Here is a 13,973-nt window from a genome sequence, read left to right as displayed (position 1 = left end):
ACCATGCCGCAGCTCGAAGTCGACGGCGCAGCCCTGACGTACGACGACGAGGGCCCCCGCGACGGCGACGGCGTGCCCCTGGTGTTCATCCACGGCTGGACGGCCAACCGCCACCGCTGGGACCACCAGATGGCGCACTTCGCAAAGAAGCGCAGGGTGATCCGCCTCGATCTGCGCGGCCACGGCGAGAGCGGCGGCGCGGGGGTGCCCACCGTCGCGGAACTCGCCACCGACGTCCTCGCCCTCCTCGACCACCTCGAGGTCGAACGGGCCGTCCTCGTGGGCCACTCCATGGGCGGCATGATCGCCCAGACCATCACCCTCGACCACCCCGAGCGCGTCGAACGCCTCGTCCTGGTCGACTCCATCGCCCGCATGACCTACAGCCGCGGCCGCGGCCTGCTGATGGCGGCCTCGACCCTCGTCCCCTACAAGCTGTTCGTCGCCACCAACATCCAGCGCGCCTTTGCGCCGGGCTACCCCCGCGAGGAGGTCCGCGCCTGCATCAAGGCCTCCGCCGCCACCCCGCGCGAGGTCGTCATGACGCTCTACGGCGCCATGCGCGCCTTCGACGTCCTGGACCGGGTCGGTGAGATCCGTATACCCACCCTCCTGATCCACGGCTACCACGACATCCAGCTGCCGGTGCGGCAGATGCTGCGCATGGCCAAGGCCTATCCGGACGCAGAGGTCCGCATCATCGACGCCGGTCACGAACTGCCGGTGGAGAAACCGGCGGAACTGACCACGGCCCTCGACCGTTTCCTGGTCGCCGCCCGCGGGTGAGGTGATCAGCGGGCCAGCCGGGCCCGGACACCGCCGACGGCGGCGGCCGGCCGGGCCGTGGCCCGCACGGACCGGCGTACCAGATGGGCATCGCGCCGCAGATCATGCGCGGCATGACGGCCACGCCAGGCCAGCGAGGGAGCACCCGCGGTGTCGTCGGCCGCGATCAGCAGACCGCCCAGCATCGACAGGTTCTTCAGGAAGTGGATGCGCTGCTGGGCGCGCTCCTCGGGGTCGTCCGCCTCCCAGAAACGGTGACCCGCAAGCGTCGTCGGCACCAGCGTGGCCGCGATGGCCAGCGCGGCCGGGCGGGGCAGACGGCCGCTGCCCAGCAGCAGACCCGCCACCACCTGCACGGCCCCGTTGAGCCGCACGAGCTGCTCGGTACGGTCCGGCAGGGCCTCCACCCGCTCGGTGACCGGCTGGGCCACGGGCTCGGCCACGGGAGCGACCTCCTCGGGAGCGCGCAGCGTGTTCAGACCACCGGAGACGAACATGGAGGCGAGCATGGGGCGGCCGACCAGACGCAGAAGACTCATGACCCTCTCCCGGGGGTGGGTGCGTGCAGAGACCCACCGGGTTCCCGCGTCGCTGTGGTCGATGCCACGCCACCGGAGCGGATGCGGGCATGTCCCTGCCCGAGCCGGCCAGCTACCGTCTTTCACAAGCCCCTGCCCTCTCCCACGCAGTACGGACGGCCCCCGCAGTGCTCGCAGACCTCTCCCCGCTCATCGCGGCGACCGCCCAGTGGCTGACCTGCGCCTACCCCTCGGGCGGCGGCGCACTGGCCTCGGCCCTGTGCGAGGTGCAGGCCCGCCAGGCCGTGACGGTCGCGGCATGGCTGCGCTACCCCACCCCGGTGGACGCCGCCCTGGTCGGCATGGCGGGCCCCGGAGGATCCGCCCGGCTCGACTGGCTCGCCGGCGCGGACGACGCCACCGGCCAGGACCTGGACGCCCACGCCTGGCGCACCTGGGTCGACGAGGTCGTGGCCAGCTGGGCGGCCTGTCTGCTGAGCGACCCGGAACTGGCCGGCCTCGCGGTGGCCGCGGTCGCCGAGGGCAGCCACACGGCCACGACGCCCGCCGCGTTCCGGCGCCTGGTCGCCCCCGACGAGAGCGACCGGAGGGCGGCAGCCCTGCTGCGCCACCCCGACCTGCTTGCCCCGGTGACCGCACTCCACCAGGACCAGCTGATGAACCTGCTCAAGCCGGGACAGCCCGTCTGAGAGTCGGCCGTTCAGGTGCCGGGCAGTAGTCCCGTCACTCGTGCTTGCCGCGCCCGCTCAGCGCGTCACGCATCCGGTCGACCAGCCCGGCACCCGGCGCCAGCAGTTTGTTGGCCGGAGGCGTGTCGGGTGCGGAGGGGTGCGGCCGGGTCGGCGCCAGCTTCTTGGCCTGGCGGACCTTGTCGCCCAGCTCGTCGAGCATCTGCGGAGTGCATGCCGTGCGCAGCTGGGGAAACAGGTTCTCCTCCTCGTCGGCGATGTGCGCACGGACCTCGCTCATCAGCCTCCCGACGAGACGGTCGAACTCGGCGTCGCCCGCGTCGCAGCTCTCCAGGTCCTTCATGATCTGCTCGGCGCCGGCGTGGTCGTCGATCTCCCTGTCCGCCATGGTGTTCCCGTTGACGAGGTGTTCCCGCACCGCCGGGTAGAGGTACTCCTCCTCGGCCACCGAATGCCGGACCAGTTCCATCGTGGCCTGGTCGGCGTACACCTTGCGGTCCTTGTCGCCGGACGGCAGCGCCTCGATCCGGCCGAAGATCTCCTCGACCTCCCGGTGATCGGTCATCAGTTCGTCGATGACGTTTCCACCGTGTCCCATCCCTTTCACCTCCAGCCAAGAAGCGGCGGCTCCCCGTCCGGATCCGCCGGAGCCCCCGAGTGCCCCGTCCCGCAGCGGGTTAACGGTGTGGGAGGCCGCCTTGTTGGAACTCGTACAGAGACATGGACGTATCCGGCAGGCCTCGGGAGGCCGGTGTGGCAGACGCGGTGGACGAGGCGCTCGGACGGGTCGTCAGGGAGGTGGCCGTCCGCGCGGAGCGGTTGTGGGAGGTCGCGCTGGCCCTGCACGCCGACCCCGAGTACGGATTCGAGGAACACCGGGCGGTGAGGCTGCTGAGCGGCGAGTTCGAACGCGAGGGGTTCACGGTGCAGCGCGACCTCGCGGGCCTGCCCACCGCCTTCGCCGCGCGGGCGGGAACCGTCCGCCGGCCGGCGGTGGCCCTCCTCCTGGAGTACGACGCGCTGCCCGGGCTCGGGCACGCCTGCGGCCACAACCTGATCGCCGCGGCCGGCCTCGGCGCCGCGCTCACGGCACGGGCCGTCCTCGGGGACGGCGCAGGCGCCGTATGGGCCGTGGGCACGCCCGCGGAGGAGGGCGGCGGCGGCAAGGTCACCGAGACCGACGCGGGCGTCTTCGACGACGTCGACGCCGCGCTCATGTTCCATCCCGGCGTCCACAACTGGCAGTGGGCGCCCCTGACCGCCCAGACGCAGTACCGCATCGGCTTCCACGGCCGAGCCGCTCACCCCACCGGGAACCCCACCGAGGGCATCGACGCCCTCGCGGCCCTCATCCAGCTGTTCAACGCCCTCGCCGCCGTCGGCCCACGCCTCCCGCAGGGGTCGCATGTCCAGGGCATCGTCACGGACGGCGGGCTGGCGACGAACATCGTCCCCGAGTACGCGGAAGGCCTGTTCGGCCTGCGCGCCGCGACGACCACCGCTCTGGAGGACCTGGCGGGCGAGGTGCTGACCTGTGCACAGGGCGTGGCCCGGGCCATGGGCACGACGGTCACCTTCGGACGGGCCACACCGCGCTACGAGCACTTCCGCGACAGCGCGGCACTGTCCCTACGGTTCGCCCGTCACCTGGCCCGCGCCGGCATCGACCTCACGCCACCGGCGCCCGGCGTGTTCCTGGGCTCCTCGGACATCGGCAACGTCAGCGGACGCGTGCCCGCGATCCACCCCTACGTCGCCATCATGGATCCGGACGGCTCCGACCACACCCCCGAGTTCGCCCTCGCGGCAGCCTCCGACCGCGCCCGCCGTGTGATGCTCGCCGCGACCGAGGCGCTGGCCTGCACAGCGGTGGAACTGCTCCTGTCGGCCGAGCTGCGCGAGCAGGCCTGGCGCGAGCACGGGGGCAGTGTCGCCGTCGAGGCCCGGCGCTGACGCGCCGTCGTCGGGCTGTGCCCGGTGCCGCCCGTCAGCCCGCGAGGGCGACGAGGAGGTCCTCCCGTCCGGGACCGGCCGGCATGTGCTGCTCGACCTCGGGGACAAGGCGGGACACGGCGTCGGCGATACCCGGAACCTGCAGCGCCCCCAGAGCACGGGGAACGAGATGGGCCACGGCACGCTCGGCCCGCAGGACGTCCGCATCGCGCCGGGCCGGCAGCGCGAGAGCTCTGGCACGGCTCCAGTCCGGGTGCCGGTAGGCGTGGCCTGCCGCATGGGCGTCCATGTTGTACACCTTCCCCGGCGGCGCACCCCATGCGCTCAGGGGGTGAGCAGCCGGTCCTGTTCCACCGGGGGCGTGCCGTCGTGCCAGGGCAGGGCCTTGCCGAAGCGCACCAACTCGCCGTAGAGCGCGGGATCGACGTGCTCGGCGAAGACCAGATCGAGCACGGCGCGGGCGGCCCGGGCGGGCGACTGGGCCTGGCTGTAGTCGCTGAACCAGGGGCGGGAGGTGGCGGTGTCGACCATGCCGGGGCACACGGAGGCGATCAGGGTGCCGGTCGCGAGGTCGTGCTCGCGGCGCTCGGCGGCGACCGCGCGGACGGCGGCGACCTGCGCGACCTTCGAGGGCACGTTCAGCCAGCGGGGCCAGCCCGCTTCCTCGGCGGTCTTGTCGTGGATCCGGCTCCGCCAGGCCTCGACGGCGGACTCGACCTGGTCGAGGCTCGCGCCGTCGAACAAGTGGTGCAGCCGCGGGTCGAGGTGCCCGAGCGTCCCCAGGCTGCTGGCCACCACCAGCAGACGGCCGCCCGTGCGCAGGATCGGGCCGAAGGAGCGCAGGATCGCGTGGGTGGCGGTGTTGGCGACGTCGATGAACTCGTCGGCCCGCGCGGCCTGGGACTCCTCGGGCAGCACGCGGGCGATCGCATTGGAGATCACGACGTCGACACCGCCGTACCGTGTGCGCAGTTCATCGGCGAGTGCCGTGACCGCGCCGGTGTCGCTGACGTCCAGGACCCGGCCCTGAACCTGGCTGCGGGTGCCGGGCAGTTGCGCCACCGCGCGGGCGGCGTCCGCCACGCGCCGCTGGTCGCGGCCGGTGAGCAGCACCAGGTCGTCCGGGCTCAGACGGGCCGCCAGTCCCTCGGTCAGTGCGCGGCCCAGCCCCTGGTTGGCGCCCGTGACAAGAGCGATTCGCGAAGCATTCATACCTGCCACGCTAAAAACGGCCACCTCCATGAGTCCAACGAAAGTTGGGCACAGCTGGTATGCGTAATCGTCATGGACTTCACCGATGTGTCGCTGACCGCGCTGCGGGTCCTGCGCGCGGTGGCCGAACAGGGAACGTTCACCGCGGCCGCCGCAACGCTGGGCTACACCCAGTCGGCGGTGTCCCGGCAGATCGCCACGATCGAACGGGCGGCAGGCGCGGAGCTGCTGGAACGGCGGCGCGACGGCGTACACCTGACCGCGGCCGGCCGCGTCGTGATACGCCGGGCAACGACCGTGCTCGACGAGATCGATGCGACTGCGCGCGAACTGTCCGGCCTGCCCGAGCAGTCCGGCACGGTCCGTCTGGGGTGGTTCCCCAGCGCCGGAGCCGTCCTGCTCCCCACGGCCCTGGCCATGCTGCGCCGCACGGACCCAGGGATCGACGTCGTCAGCCGGGAAGGCACCACCCCGGCGCTGGTGCGCGCCCTGCGAGCCGGCACCCTGGACCTCGCCCTCCTGGCCTCGATGCCACCGTTCCGCCCACCGGACACCGACTCGCCCCCGCTCGCCCTGCAGACGCTCAGCGAACGTGCCCTGCTTCTCGCGGTGCCCGCCGGCCACCCCCTGGCCCGCGGCGACTTCGTCGACGTCGACGACCTGCGCGGGCAGCGCTGGATCGGGAGCGCCGGCTCAGGTCAGGACCGGCTGATGGGAGTGTGGCCCGGCCTCGACGAGCGACCCGAGGTCGCCCACACCGCCCGCGACTGGCTGGCCAAGCTCCATCTCGTCGCCGCCGGCTGCGGCCTCACCACCGTGCCCGCGACACTCGCCCCCGCCGCGCCGCCAGGCGTACGCATCCTCCCGGTTCGCGGCGGACCCCAGGAACAACGGCGCCTGCTCCTCGCCCGCCTCCCGCACCCACCCACCGAACCGGTCATGCGCGTGGCAGCCGCCCTCCGCGCCGCAGCCCTCGACGCCCCAGGCGCGCACAGCTGAAACAGCGTCGGGAGCCGCGGACGGTGCGGCTCCCGACGCTGGAAACAGTGGTACAGCCGACGCTATGCGCGGGGCCGTTCGAAGGTGAGGAGCAGGCCTTCGACCGCGCCGGGGCCGATACGCCCCTTGACGTCGGCGGAGGTGATCGCCTTCAGGCCCCAGCCGTCCTCGGCATGCTTGTTGAGAACCTTCTCCAGCTTGTCGCTGTCCAGCGCGTCACCGATCAGCGACTCCCTGAAACTGACGACCTTGTACTCATAGGTGTAGCCGCTACTCATACCTGCGTGCCCTCCGGTGTGTTGTTGCACTGCCCGGGGCCAGCCAATCATGCTGCTAGGCGGGCCGCACTGGCGGGCGGACCGTCCGGCCGCCCACGACGCCGGCTCCCTTTCCACACGCAATTGCCGCCGACCGCAGGGTCGTGGGAATTCGCTCGCGGCACCAGGTGATCGCTTCTAACCTGCGACAGGTGATGACAGCTGAAGACGTGCTGTCGGTCCTGACCCTGCTGCGACGGGCCGAGGCCGACATCTGGATCGGCGGCGGCTGGGGGATCGACGCTCTGATCGGAGAACAGACCCGAGACCACCGCGACCTGGACCTGATGCACCGCCAGGACCAGGAAGCCGCCGTCATGGCGGTCCTCTCCGAGCAGGGTTTCGCTGAGAGCCTCAACTGGCGGCCCGTCCGGTTCGTCGTCACCGACGCGGCCGGACGGGACATCGACCTCCATCCGCTGATCTTCAAAGACGACGGATCCGCAGAACAGGCATCAACCATCCCGGAGCATCCGTTCATCTACCCCTCCTCGTGTTTCGTTTCGGGCACCATCGGGGGATCGGCGGTCCCGTGTCTGTCTGCCGCGCAGCAGGTCTTCTTCCATCAGGGGTATGAGCCGTCCGATCGTGATCGGCACGACATGGCGCAACTCCGCCGAGTCTTCGGGATCGCCACCCACTTCTGAACCGGAAGAAGGAGGCATGGTCCGGTGACCCAATCCACCTGACAGGATCGGAGCCATGTCGATCGATCCGCTCCTGGCCAGAGCCCGCAGTCTCTGGGAGGACCTGGCCGGAGTGCCGGTCCCATTCCTGTCGAGCGGCGGTGTCAACGTGGCTGTCTCCCCGGAATCCGGGATGTGCCCGGCGGGCTGGGTCGGCGTAGTGGCCCTGGGCGGATCGGCGATCGTGACCGTGCCCAGCGACAGCGCTGCTGCGATCGTTCGCGACCCACTGCGGGTACTTCCGGTGGAGGCTGTCGTGGACGCGGCTTCGGTCCGCGCGGTGCTGCCCGTGAGCAGAGTGCTCGGGCCGGCCGTGTTGGCGTACCTGTCCCCGGAACGTTTCCGGCCAGTGCACGCCGGTTTGTCGACGGTGGAGCAACTGCCTGCCGATGACCGGGAGTTGAGGCGACTGGAAGAGGCGGCAGGACCCGAGGACGCCAGTGAGGCCGGTCTGGACGAGATCACGTCGCCCGCGTTTGTGGTCCGAGAACACGGTCAGGTGATCGCCGCCGCGGGATACCGAACCTGGCCGTGCAGAACCGCTCACGTCAGCGTGCTGACCGCACCACAGGTGCGAGGGCGCGGACTTGCCCGGGCGACGGGCTCCGCGACGGCCGCACACGCCCTCGCTGCCGGGCTGCTGCCGCAGTGGCGCGCCCGGCGTCCGGCCTCCCGCCGCGTTGCGGCCGCACTGGGCTTTGCAGAACTGGGCGCACAACTCAGCATCGAGTTGGCGCGGCACTCGCCCCGTCGGTCGTGATCTCTCGGTGCTCCCGCACGAGGGACGGGTGCGGCATCCCTCATGGATGCGCACCCGTCCGGCGGTGGTTGCCGAAGGCGTCAGCAGCAGCGGCTGTGCGGGTGCTCCTCCCGGTGCTGGGCGCGGAGCACCAGATACTCGCGGCGGCTGGGGACCGGAGCGAGCGGGTGGTGGCGCCGGTGCCGTTCGCAGTAGCGGTCGTACTCCGCCTCCCCGGTCAGCTCACGCAGATACCAGCGCACCCTCCGCGCCCAGCCCCTCATGTTCATCTGACTCCTCGTGGAGACTCCGTCCTTTCAGGGCGGAGGGAAAACGGACTCTTGCGGAGCAGGGAAAGGAGGGGGGGCTTCGCCTTCTGGGGGAAGGACCGTGCTCCGACCCGTAGGTTTGATCTTTACCTGTGGGCTCACTGGCAGTGTCGGCCTGTGGGGCCGGTGTAAGACCTCAACGGAGAACTCCGGGCGGACAGTCGACGACGAAGCAGGAATCCCACGGGGCGACCCGTGGAATCTCCTGCCTTTGGGCGAGAGAGCGTCAAGAGCCTGCCCACACTAGCGGCGGCTTGCCGGCCTGCTCGGGCCGGTCGATACGGGACTCGACGTACGGCGACTCGGTCGTCGGCAGCGGATGCGGCGACCGTACGGCCCGGACCTGCCCGCACGACAGCGCGAGGCACTCGTCCTGCGCCACTGGCTCGGACTGAAGGAGAGCGAGATAGCCGCCGCCATGGGCATCTCCTGCGGTTCGGTCAAGACACACAGCGCGCGTGGCATCGCCGCACTGAGCCAGGTGATGGAGGCCCGGCGATGAACGACACCTCACCGGACCGCACGGAACAGGACCCGACGGGACGGCCCTCGACGGAACACTCCGGCGCGGGCAGCCCTGGAACCCCGGGAGGGTGGTTGGCCGGGCGGATCTGAGGGCCCAGCCCGCCGAGCGCTCTTCCGACGGCTCAGCCCGACACGGACACGGATCGCAAACTTCATCGATCCGCCTGATAGTGAAGGAAGGGGGCATAGCGCTAAACTCCCGCAACCTACGTGGGGAAGGTCCGGGCATGCGACGGTGGGCCGAGTTCGTTCTGAGGCACCGCAAGGCGGTTGTGGCGTTCTGGGGACTGGTGCTCGTCGCCGGCATCCTGCTGGCCGGCCGGACGACGGACCGGCTGACGATCGACTTCTCCCTGCCGGGCCAGCCCGGGACGGTGACGGCTCACCGCATCGAGCGTGCCTTCGGCAGCGGCGGTGACACGAACCCCTATCTGATCTCGGTCACGCTCCCCGCAGGGCAGACCATCACCGGTCACGAGAGGGATGTCGGGCGGGCGTTCACAGCCGCAGGCACAGCCGTCCCTGGCCTACGGGTGATCGACGAGGCGAACACCGGGGACAAGGCGTTCCGGACGAAGGACGACCGCACGGCCTACGCCCTGGTCTTCTACCGGTTCAACCCGTCACCCAGCCAGAAGCTGCTGACCGATCCGATCCGGTCGGCGGCGCAGAAAGCCGTACCGACGGGCGCTGCGGTCGGCGTGACGGGTGAGGACGTGCTGGCCTCCGGCGGCGACAACGGCGGCGGGCCCGGCGTCCTCGGGGAGACGCTCCTCGGCGCTGTCGGCGCTCTGGCCGTACTCGCCTTCGTGTTCGCGTCCTTCCTGGCCCTGCTGCCGCTGGTGGTGGCGGCGGTGTCGATCCTCGCGACCTTCGTGATGCTGCTGCCGCTCACCTATGCGACCGATGTGTCGTTCATCGTGCAGTTCCTGGTCGCCCTCATCGGCCTGGGCGTGGCGATCGACTACTCACTGCTGTTCGTCACCCGCTGGCGCGAGGAGCGCGATCACGGCCGGGACAACCACGACGCGGTCGTCGTCGCGATGGAACGCGCCGGGCACGCGGTGGTGTTCAGCGGCGTCACCGTCGCGATCGGTCTGTTGGCGCTGGTGGTCCTGCCGGTCCCGTTCATGCGGAGCATGGGCTACGGCGGAGCACTCATCCCGCTGGCAAGCGTGCTGACGACGCTTACGCTCACCCCGGCCATCCTGGGCGGCGTCGGTCCGAAGGTCGACTGGCCGAAGATCCGGCACGAGGACCGGGCCAGCCGCTTCTGGAGCCGGTGGACCGCCGCCGTCGTACGACGCCGCTGGATCGCGGCCGCCACCGCGCTGGCCGCACTGTTCGCCCTGACCGGGGTCTTCCTCGGCATCAAGATCGGCCTCGCCTCCTCCGAGTCGCTGGCCAAGAGCGGCCCGGCCTACGAGAGCCTGCAGACCCTGGAGCGCGGCGGTGTGCCGACCGGCGCCCTGACCCCCATGGAGGTCCTGGTCCGCACCGACCAGGCCCGCACGGCCGCCGCCAGGCTGGCCGGGATCGACGGCGTGAGCAGCGTGCTCCTGCCGTCCGGGCCGGCCGGCAACCGCGCCGGGCAGAGCATCGTCGTCGTCATCCCCGACCACGAGACCGTGAACTCGCAGAGCGTGGGCGTGGTCAAACGGGTCAAGACGGCCGCGGACGGCCTGCCCGGCGTCATCGGCGTCGCCGGCATCGGCGCGGCACAGATCGACTTCATGCACGCCGTCTACGGCAACTTCCCGCTGATGCTCACGATCATCGCGCTGCTGACCTACGTCCTGCTGGTGCGCGCCTTCCGCTCCCTGCTGCTGCCGCTCAAGGCGGTCCTGCTGAACCTGATCTCGCTCGCGGCGACCCTCGGCGTGATGGTGATCTTCTGGCAGGACGGTCACGGCTCCGACGCGGTCTTCGGCATCGCGGCCACCGGCGCGATCACCTTCTGGATCCCGCTGATGGTCTTCGCGTTCCTGTTCGGGCTGTCCATGGACTACGAGGTGTTCATCCTCTCCCGCATCCGCGAGGAGTACGACACCGGCCGCTCCACCGACGCCGCCGTGATCGAGGGCCTCGGCCGCACCGGCCGGCTGGTCACCAGCGCCGCGCTGATCCTCTTCCTCGCCTTCGCCGCGCTCGCCTCCGGCCCCGGTACTGATCTGAAGACGCTGGCGACGGGCCTCGGTATCGGCATCCTTCTCGATGCGACCATCGTTCGGATGTTGTTGGTTCCGTCGCTGGTCTCGCTGTTCGGCCCGTGGAACTGGCACCTGCCCGGGTGGGCGGCCCGCCTGCTGCGTGTGCCACCGTCGTATCCGCACCCGGAGGCAGTCAAGCCCAGGGCACAGCAGCCCATGAGCTGACCGCGCGCGGAGCAGACGGCTGCCGTGCCGCAGATCCTTCAGGCGTCCAGGCCGGGGGCTTGCTCGTCGCTGCACGCCACGGCCTTGGCGGAGGGCCACTGTGCCAACGAGATCATCCCCGTCACCCGGCGGATCAGATAGAAGGCCAGAGGCAGTTCGGCGAACACGGCGAGCGCCGCCGACAGCCAGATCTCCGAGGTGCCGAAGGCGAGAGACACGTCGAACCACGCGTCGCAGATCAAAAGCAGAGCCGTTGCGAGAGCCGCCACGATGACGGCGCGGTGCCGATGCCATCCGAGAAGCGCGGTGGACGCCATCGCGACCACGAGCAGGACGTCGAATCCCACCCACGTGACGCGCCAGTGATGGACCTGGTACCCGGAGGGCAGCTTCACCGCCAGCAGCACGGTCCAGGGGACGAGACCGACGGCGCAGACGGTCAGCAGTTCCAGGGTGTGTCGCCGGTGCCGGCGTATCCGCTCGAGCAGGTCGCTGTCCGGGGCCGGTGCAGCGGCCCGTATGCGGTTGCCGGCCTGTACGTCGCTCATGTCGCCCGTTCCGTTCTCGCCTGTTCCGGGGTGACGCCGGTCGGGGCTGTTGTGCAGGCGTCCTGTGGTGCAACAGCAGTACTGCCGGGTTAATGCCCGCCCCGAGGACGGCAGGCGCCGGCCATGGCGTGCGGGAAGCAGGAAGCGGAAGGAGATCGCCCCTCCTGCGCACGTCATGTCGTGACGTTCGCGCTGCCGCGTGAGGCGTCTTCGTCGGCGTGCGGCGTGACGACACCTCGTCTGCCGGCACGGTCCATCTCGCGCCATTCGGGCCGCAGTCCCGTGAGGTTCGTCGTGAGGAAGTACACGGTCCCACAGGCGAGCAGCACCGGCACGAGCCCGACAGAGGCCACCGCCGCCCCGGCGAGGAGTCCGCCAAGAGGGATTCCGGCCCAGGCCAGCGAGTCACCGAGCGCGTTGACCCGTCCCAGCATCCGGCGCGGCACCCGCTCGAAGAGGACGGCCCCCAGCACCGGGTTGAGGAAGCCCGACCCGAATCCACTGACGGCGAAGACGGTCAGTACCGCCCCCAAGGGGGCATCGGCGGCGAGGATCAGGAATCTCGGTGCCCCGGCCAGCAGGAACCCCGTGAAGAACACCGCCCTGCGGGGCAGCCGGTGCGCGGCCACCGCAGCGATCAGGCTTCCACCGACTGCCGCCGCTCCCATCACGCTGCCGGTCAGTCCGATGGCAGTCGGCCCGTTGCCGGACACTCTGGCCCAGACGGGCATGAGCACCGTGGCGAACGCCGCGTCCAGCAGGTTGGTGATCCCCACCATGACGATCACGGTGAGAAGCAACGGCTCGCCGCGCAGGAAGGTGAAGCCCGCGCCGAATCGCCGCCAGTAGCCCGATCCTGTCTCCCCGGCCTGCGATGAGCACTCTTCCACTGCACGACCCATGCCGCGGGGCAGTGCCAGAGCGATGATCACCGATCCGAGAGCGAAACAGCCTGCGTTGGCGACGAGCCCGGTCAGAGGCCCGAGCAGCGCCACGAGGGAGCCGCCGGCCGCCGGGCCGATGGTGGAGGCGAGCCTCTCGGTCACGCCGGACAGCCCGGTGGCCCGTTCCAGCGGTACCCTGCCGCGCTCTGCGGCTTCCGGGACCATGACCTGCTTGGCCAGGTCGCCGGGGCCGCGGGCGGCGCCGATCACTGCGACCAGGACCAGCAGGAGCGGAAAGGACAGGAGGTGCAGGGCGTGGAGCAGGGGAACCGCGGCGGCGGCCGTTGCGCTGACCAGATCCGTGGTCCAGGACACGGCCCGCGGCCCGATCCGGTCCACCAGGGGCCCGGTCAACGCCTTGACCAGCACATAGGGAGTCATTTCGCAGAAGGTCACCAGCCCGGTGCGGGGGGCGCTGCCGGTCGTGACGAGAACGAACCAGGGCAGCGCCACGGCCGAGATCCGAGTGCCGGTCAGCGACACGGCCATGGCCGCCAGCACGCCGCCCAGCGGCCGTAAGGACCGCTTGCCGGACCTGCCCTCGGCGTCCGGGAGGTCTTCCCTCATGACGCCTGCGTTCCCGTCGTTTCCCCGCGACCGGAACGGGCGGCCGGCACGGCGGGCGCATCCAGTTCAGGCAGCACGTGCGTGACCACTGCCACCCGCTCGGCGCCCTCGGGGGCATCCGCTGTCGCCTCCGGCGTATCCCACCGGTAGCGGGCGACGACCTCCCTCAGCTCCTGCCGCAGGGCGACGGCCTCTTCGGGCGTGAGCCGCAGAGCCCAGTCGCTCATGTCGAAGGTGTCCCGCCAGGCACGGGGCATCGTCTGCAGCTCGTTCAGCGTCCGCTGGGCACGCAAGGTGTAGATGGCGGCGACGGACTGCAGGTAGGCAAGAGCGGCCTCGGGCTCTCGGTCAGCCAGGTCCCGGTCGCTGAACTCGGTTATCTGATGCACTGAACGCCACCAGCGCTCGCGTGCGTTGCCGCGTTCCGTGTCCTCCTCGACGAAACCGGCCGCGCCGAGCTGACGCAGGTGATAGCTGGCGGTCCCGGAGTTGACGCCCAGCCGCTCCGCGAGCCGGGTAGCCGTCGAAGGCCCGTACTTCCGAAGCAGTCCGACCAGGTGCACACGCACCGGGTGCGCCAGGGCGCGCAGCCCCTTGGCATCCAGAACGACTGCGTCTGCTGCGCCTTGTGGGCCTTCTGGGGCCGCCCCGATGTCTGTCATGTCGCGCACTCTAGACCGCAAAGAGTCCTTCGCAAAGACCCCTTCGCGAAGAACTCTTTGCAGCTGTGCGCCAGTTGACCTTGCGCCCACACCTGGTGTCGCC

The 13,973-nt window shown here is 70.7% G+C and carries 16 protein-coding genes and 1 pseudogene; 8 read left to right on the top strand and 9 right to left on the bottom strand.

Features of this window, described 5'->3' with window-relative positions:
• Window positions 1–3: 3 nt before the first annotated feature.
• Window positions 4–786: an alpha/beta fold hydrolase gene (locus IH68_RS0140905; RefSeq protein ID WP_030946410.1), complete on the top strand. Its 783-nt coding sequence runs from the start codon at window positions 4–6 to the stop codon at window positions 784–786.
• 5 nt (window positions 787–791) lie between these two features.
• On the opposite strand, the gene IH68_RS0140900 is transcribed toward IH68_RS0140905, so the two are convergent.
• Window positions 792–1,325 carry a DoxX family protein gene (locus IH68_RS0140900; protein WP_030946407.1) on the bottom strand — a complete coding sequence of 178 codons (534 nt, stop codon included), beginning with the start codon at window positions 1,323–1,325 and terminating at the stop codon, window positions 792–794.
• A 167-nt stretch (window positions 1,326–1,492) separates the two neighbouring features.
• On the opposite strand from IH68_RS0140900, the gene IH68_RS0140895 reads away from it, so the two are divergent.
• Window positions 1,493–2,014 (top strand): hypothetical protein, encoded by a 522-nt coding sequence (locus IH68_RS0140895; protein ID WP_030946404.1) that lies wholly within the window; start codon window positions 1,493–1,495, stop codon window positions 2,012–2,014.
• Between the two features lie 34 nt (window positions 2,015–2,048).
• Here IH68_RS0140895 and IH68_RS0140890 read toward each other — a convergent pair whose 3' ends face one another.
• Window positions 2,049–2,612 carry a hemerythrin domain-containing protein gene (locus tag IH68_RS0140890; RefSeq protein WP_030946402.1) on the bottom strand — a complete coding sequence of 188 codons (564 nt, stop codon included), beginning with the start codon at window positions 2,610–2,612 and terminating at the stop codon, window positions 2,049–2,051.
• Window positions 2,613–2,767: 155 nt separating this feature from the next.
• Here IH68_RS0140890 and IH68_RS0140885 point away from each other — a divergent pair, with 155 nt between their 5' ends.
• Window positions 2,768–3,967 (top strand): amidohydrolase, encoded by a 1,200-nt coding sequence (locus IH68_RS0140885; RefSeq protein ID WP_030946399.1) that lies wholly within the window; start codon window positions 2,768–2,770, stop codon window positions 3,965–3,967.
• Window positions 3,968–4,001: 34 nt separating this feature from the next.
• Here the strand turns inward: IH68_RS0140885 and IH68_RS0140880 are convergent, their stop codons facing one another.
• A complete protein-coding gene (locus IH68_RS0140880; RefSeq protein ID WP_030946397.1) occupies window positions 4,002–4,256 on the bottom strand; it encodes a hypothetical protein in 255 nt (84 codons plus the stop codon).
• Between the two features lie 35 nt (window positions 4,257–4,291).
• Window positions 4,292–5,179: an SDR family NAD(P)-dependent oxidoreductase gene (locus IH68_RS0140875; RefSeq protein WP_030946395.1), complete on the bottom strand. Its 888-nt coding sequence runs from the start codon at window positions 5,177–5,179 to the stop codon at window positions 4,292–4,294.
• A 72-nt stretch (window positions 5,180–5,251) separates the two neighbouring features.
• Here IH68_RS0140875 and IH68_RS0140870 point away from each other — a divergent pair, with 72 nt between their 5' ends.
• Window positions 5,252–6,178, top strand: a complete 927-nt coding sequence (locus IH68_RS0140870; protein WP_030946393.1) for a LysR family transcriptional regulator — start codon at window positions 5,252–5,254, stop codon at window positions 6,176–6,178.
• 62 nt (window positions 6,179–6,240) lie between these two features.
• On the opposite strand, the gene IH68_RS0140865 is transcribed toward IH68_RS0140870, so the two are convergent.
• On the bottom strand, window positions 6,241–6,456 hold the full coding sequence (locus tag IH68_RS0140865; RefSeq protein WP_030946390.1) for a DUF4177 domain-containing protein: 216 nt from the start codon (window positions 6,454–6,456) through the stop codon (window positions 6,241–6,243).
• 194 nt (window positions 6,457–6,650) lie between these two features.
• Here IH68_RS0140865 and IH68_RS0140860 point away from each other — a divergent pair, with 194 nt between their 5' ends.
• A complete protein-coding gene (locus tag IH68_RS0140860; RefSeq protein WP_030946388.1) occupies window positions 6,651–7,142 on the top strand; it encodes a nucleotidyltransferase domain-containing protein in 492 nt (163 codons plus the stop codon).
• A gap of 55 nt (window positions 7,143–7,197) precedes the next feature.
• Window positions 7,198–7,941 (top strand): GNAT family N-acetyltransferase, encoded by a 744-nt coding sequence (locus IH68_RS0140855; protein WP_030946386.1) that lies wholly within the window; start codon window positions 7,198–7,200, stop codon window positions 7,939–7,941.
• Window positions 7,942–8,021: 80 nt separating this feature from the next.
• Here IH68_RS0140855 and IH68_RS0140850 read toward each other — a convergent pair whose 3' ends face one another.
• Window positions 8,022–8,210 carry a YbdD/YjiX family protein gene (locus IH68_RS0140850; RefSeq protein WP_030946383.1) on the bottom strand — a complete coding sequence of 63 codons (189 nt, stop codon included), beginning with the start codon at window positions 8,208–8,210 and terminating at the stop codon, window positions 8,022–8,024.
• 382 nt (window positions 8,211–8,592) lie between these two features.
• Here IH68_RS0140850 and IH68_RS0140845 point away from each other — a divergent pair.
• Together IH68_RS0140845 and IH68_RS0140840 are read left to right on the top strand one after the other, a co-directional pair.
• A pseudogene (locus tag IH68_RS0140845) lies at window positions 8,593–8,751 on the top strand (sigma factor-like helix-turn-helix DNA-binding protein); the annotation flags it as partial.
• Window positions 8,752–9,001: 250 nt separating this feature from the next.
• Window positions 9,002–11,149: an MMPL family transporter gene (locus IH68_RS0140840; RefSeq protein WP_030946378.1), complete on the top strand. Its 2,148-nt coding sequence runs from the start codon at window positions 9,002–9,004 to the stop codon at window positions 11,147–11,149.
• A gap of 38 nt (window positions 11,150–11,187) precedes the next feature.
• Here IH68_RS0140840 and IH68_RS0140835 read toward each other — a convergent pair whose 3' ends face one another.
• From IH68_RS0140835 to IH68_RS0140825, 3 genes are all read right to left on the bottom strand, one after another.
• Window positions 11,188–11,697, bottom strand: coding sequence for a hypothetical protein (locus tag IH68_RS0140835; RefSeq protein WP_051833977.1), 510 nt, complete (start codon window positions 11,695–11,697; stop codon window positions 11,188–11,190).
• 173 nt (window positions 11,698–11,870) lie between these two features.
• Window positions 11,871–13,208 (bottom strand): MFS transporter, encoded by a 1,338-nt coding sequence (locus IH68_RS0140830; RefSeq protein WP_030946373.1) that lies wholly within the window; start codon window positions 13,206–13,208, stop codon window positions 11,871–11,873.
• Entirely contained in the window at window positions 13,205–13,870 is a 666-nt protein-coding gene (locus tag IH68_RS0140825) for an ArsR/SmtB family transcription factor (protein WP_030946370.1), read from the bottom strand. Before IH68_RS0140825 ends, IH68_RS0140830 begins: the two co-directional genes overlap by 4 nt.
• Window positions 13,871–13,973 lie beyond the last annotated feature (103 nt).

It is taken from the genome of Streptomyces sp. NRRL S-646 (assembly GCF_000720765.1).
Lineage (GTDB): Bacteria > Actinomycetota > Actinomycetes > Streptomycetales > Streptomycetaceae > Streptomyces.
Note: the sequence above shows the minus strand (reverse complement) of the source record. Positions and strands in the feature narration are given on the sequence as shown.

What these genes read in the sequence shown, in the direction of transcription:
- IH68_RS0140905 (WP_030946410.1), top strand. Translation starts at nt 4, where the DNA reads ATGCCGCAGCTCGAAGTCGACGGCGCAGCCCTGACGTACGACGACGAG.
- IH68_RS0140900 (WP_030946407.1), bottom strand. Translation starts at nt 1,325, where the DNA reads ATGAGTCTTCTGCGTCTGGTCGGCCGCCCCATGCTCGCCTCCATGTTC.
- IH68_RS0140890 (WP_030946402.1), bottom strand. Translation starts at nt 2,612, where the DNA reads ATGGGACACGGTGGAAACGTCATCGACGAACTGATGACCGATCACCGG.
- IH68_RS0140880 (WP_030946397.1), bottom strand. Translation starts at nt 4,256, where the DNA reads ATGGACGCCCATGCGGCAGGCCACGCCTACCGGCACCCGGACTGGAGC.
- IH68_RS0140875 (WP_030946395.1), bottom strand. Translation starts at nt 5,179, where the DNA reads ATGAATGCTTCGCGAATCGCTCTTGTCACGGGCGCCAACCAGGGGCTG.
- IH68_RS0140870 (WP_030946393.1), top strand. Translation starts at nt 5,252, where the DNA reads ATGGACTTCACCGATGTGTCGCTGACCGCGCTGCGGGTCCTGCGCGCG.
- IH68_RS0140865 (WP_030946390.1), bottom strand. Translation starts at nt 6,456, where the DNA reads ATGAGTAGCGGCTACACCTATGAGTACAAGGTCGTCAGTTTCAGGGAG.
- IH68_RS0140860 (WP_030946388.1), top strand. Translation starts at nt 6,651, where the DNA reads ATGACAGCTGAAGACGTGCTGTCGGTCCTGACCCTGCTGCGACGGGCC.
- IH68_RS0140855 (WP_030946386.1), top strand. Translation starts at nt 7,198, where the DNA reads ATGTCGATCGATCCGCTCCTGGCCAGAGCCCGCAGTCTCTGGGAGGAC.
- IH68_RS0140850 (WP_030946383.1), bottom strand. Translation starts at nt 8,210, where the DNA reads ATGAACATGAGGGGCTGGGCGCGGAGGGTGCGCTGGTATCTGCGTGAG.
- IH68_RS0140840 (WP_030946378.1), top strand. Translation starts at nt 9,002, where the DNA reads ATGCGACGGTGGGCCGAGTTCGTTCTGAGGCACCGCAAGGCGGTTGTG.
- IH68_RS0140835 (WP_051833977.1), bottom strand. Translation starts at nt 11,697, where the DNA reads ATGAGCGACGTACAGGCCGGCAACCGCATACGGGCCGCTGCACCGGCC.
- IH68_RS0140830 (WP_030946373.1), bottom strand. Translation starts at nt 13,208, where the DNA reads ATGAGGGAAGACCTCCCGGACGCCGAGGGCAGGTCCGGCAAGCGGTCC.
- IH68_RS0140825 (WP_030946370.1), bottom strand. Translation starts at nt 13,870, where the DNA reads ATGACAGACATCGGGGCGGCCCCAGAAGGCCCACAAGGCGCAGCAGAC.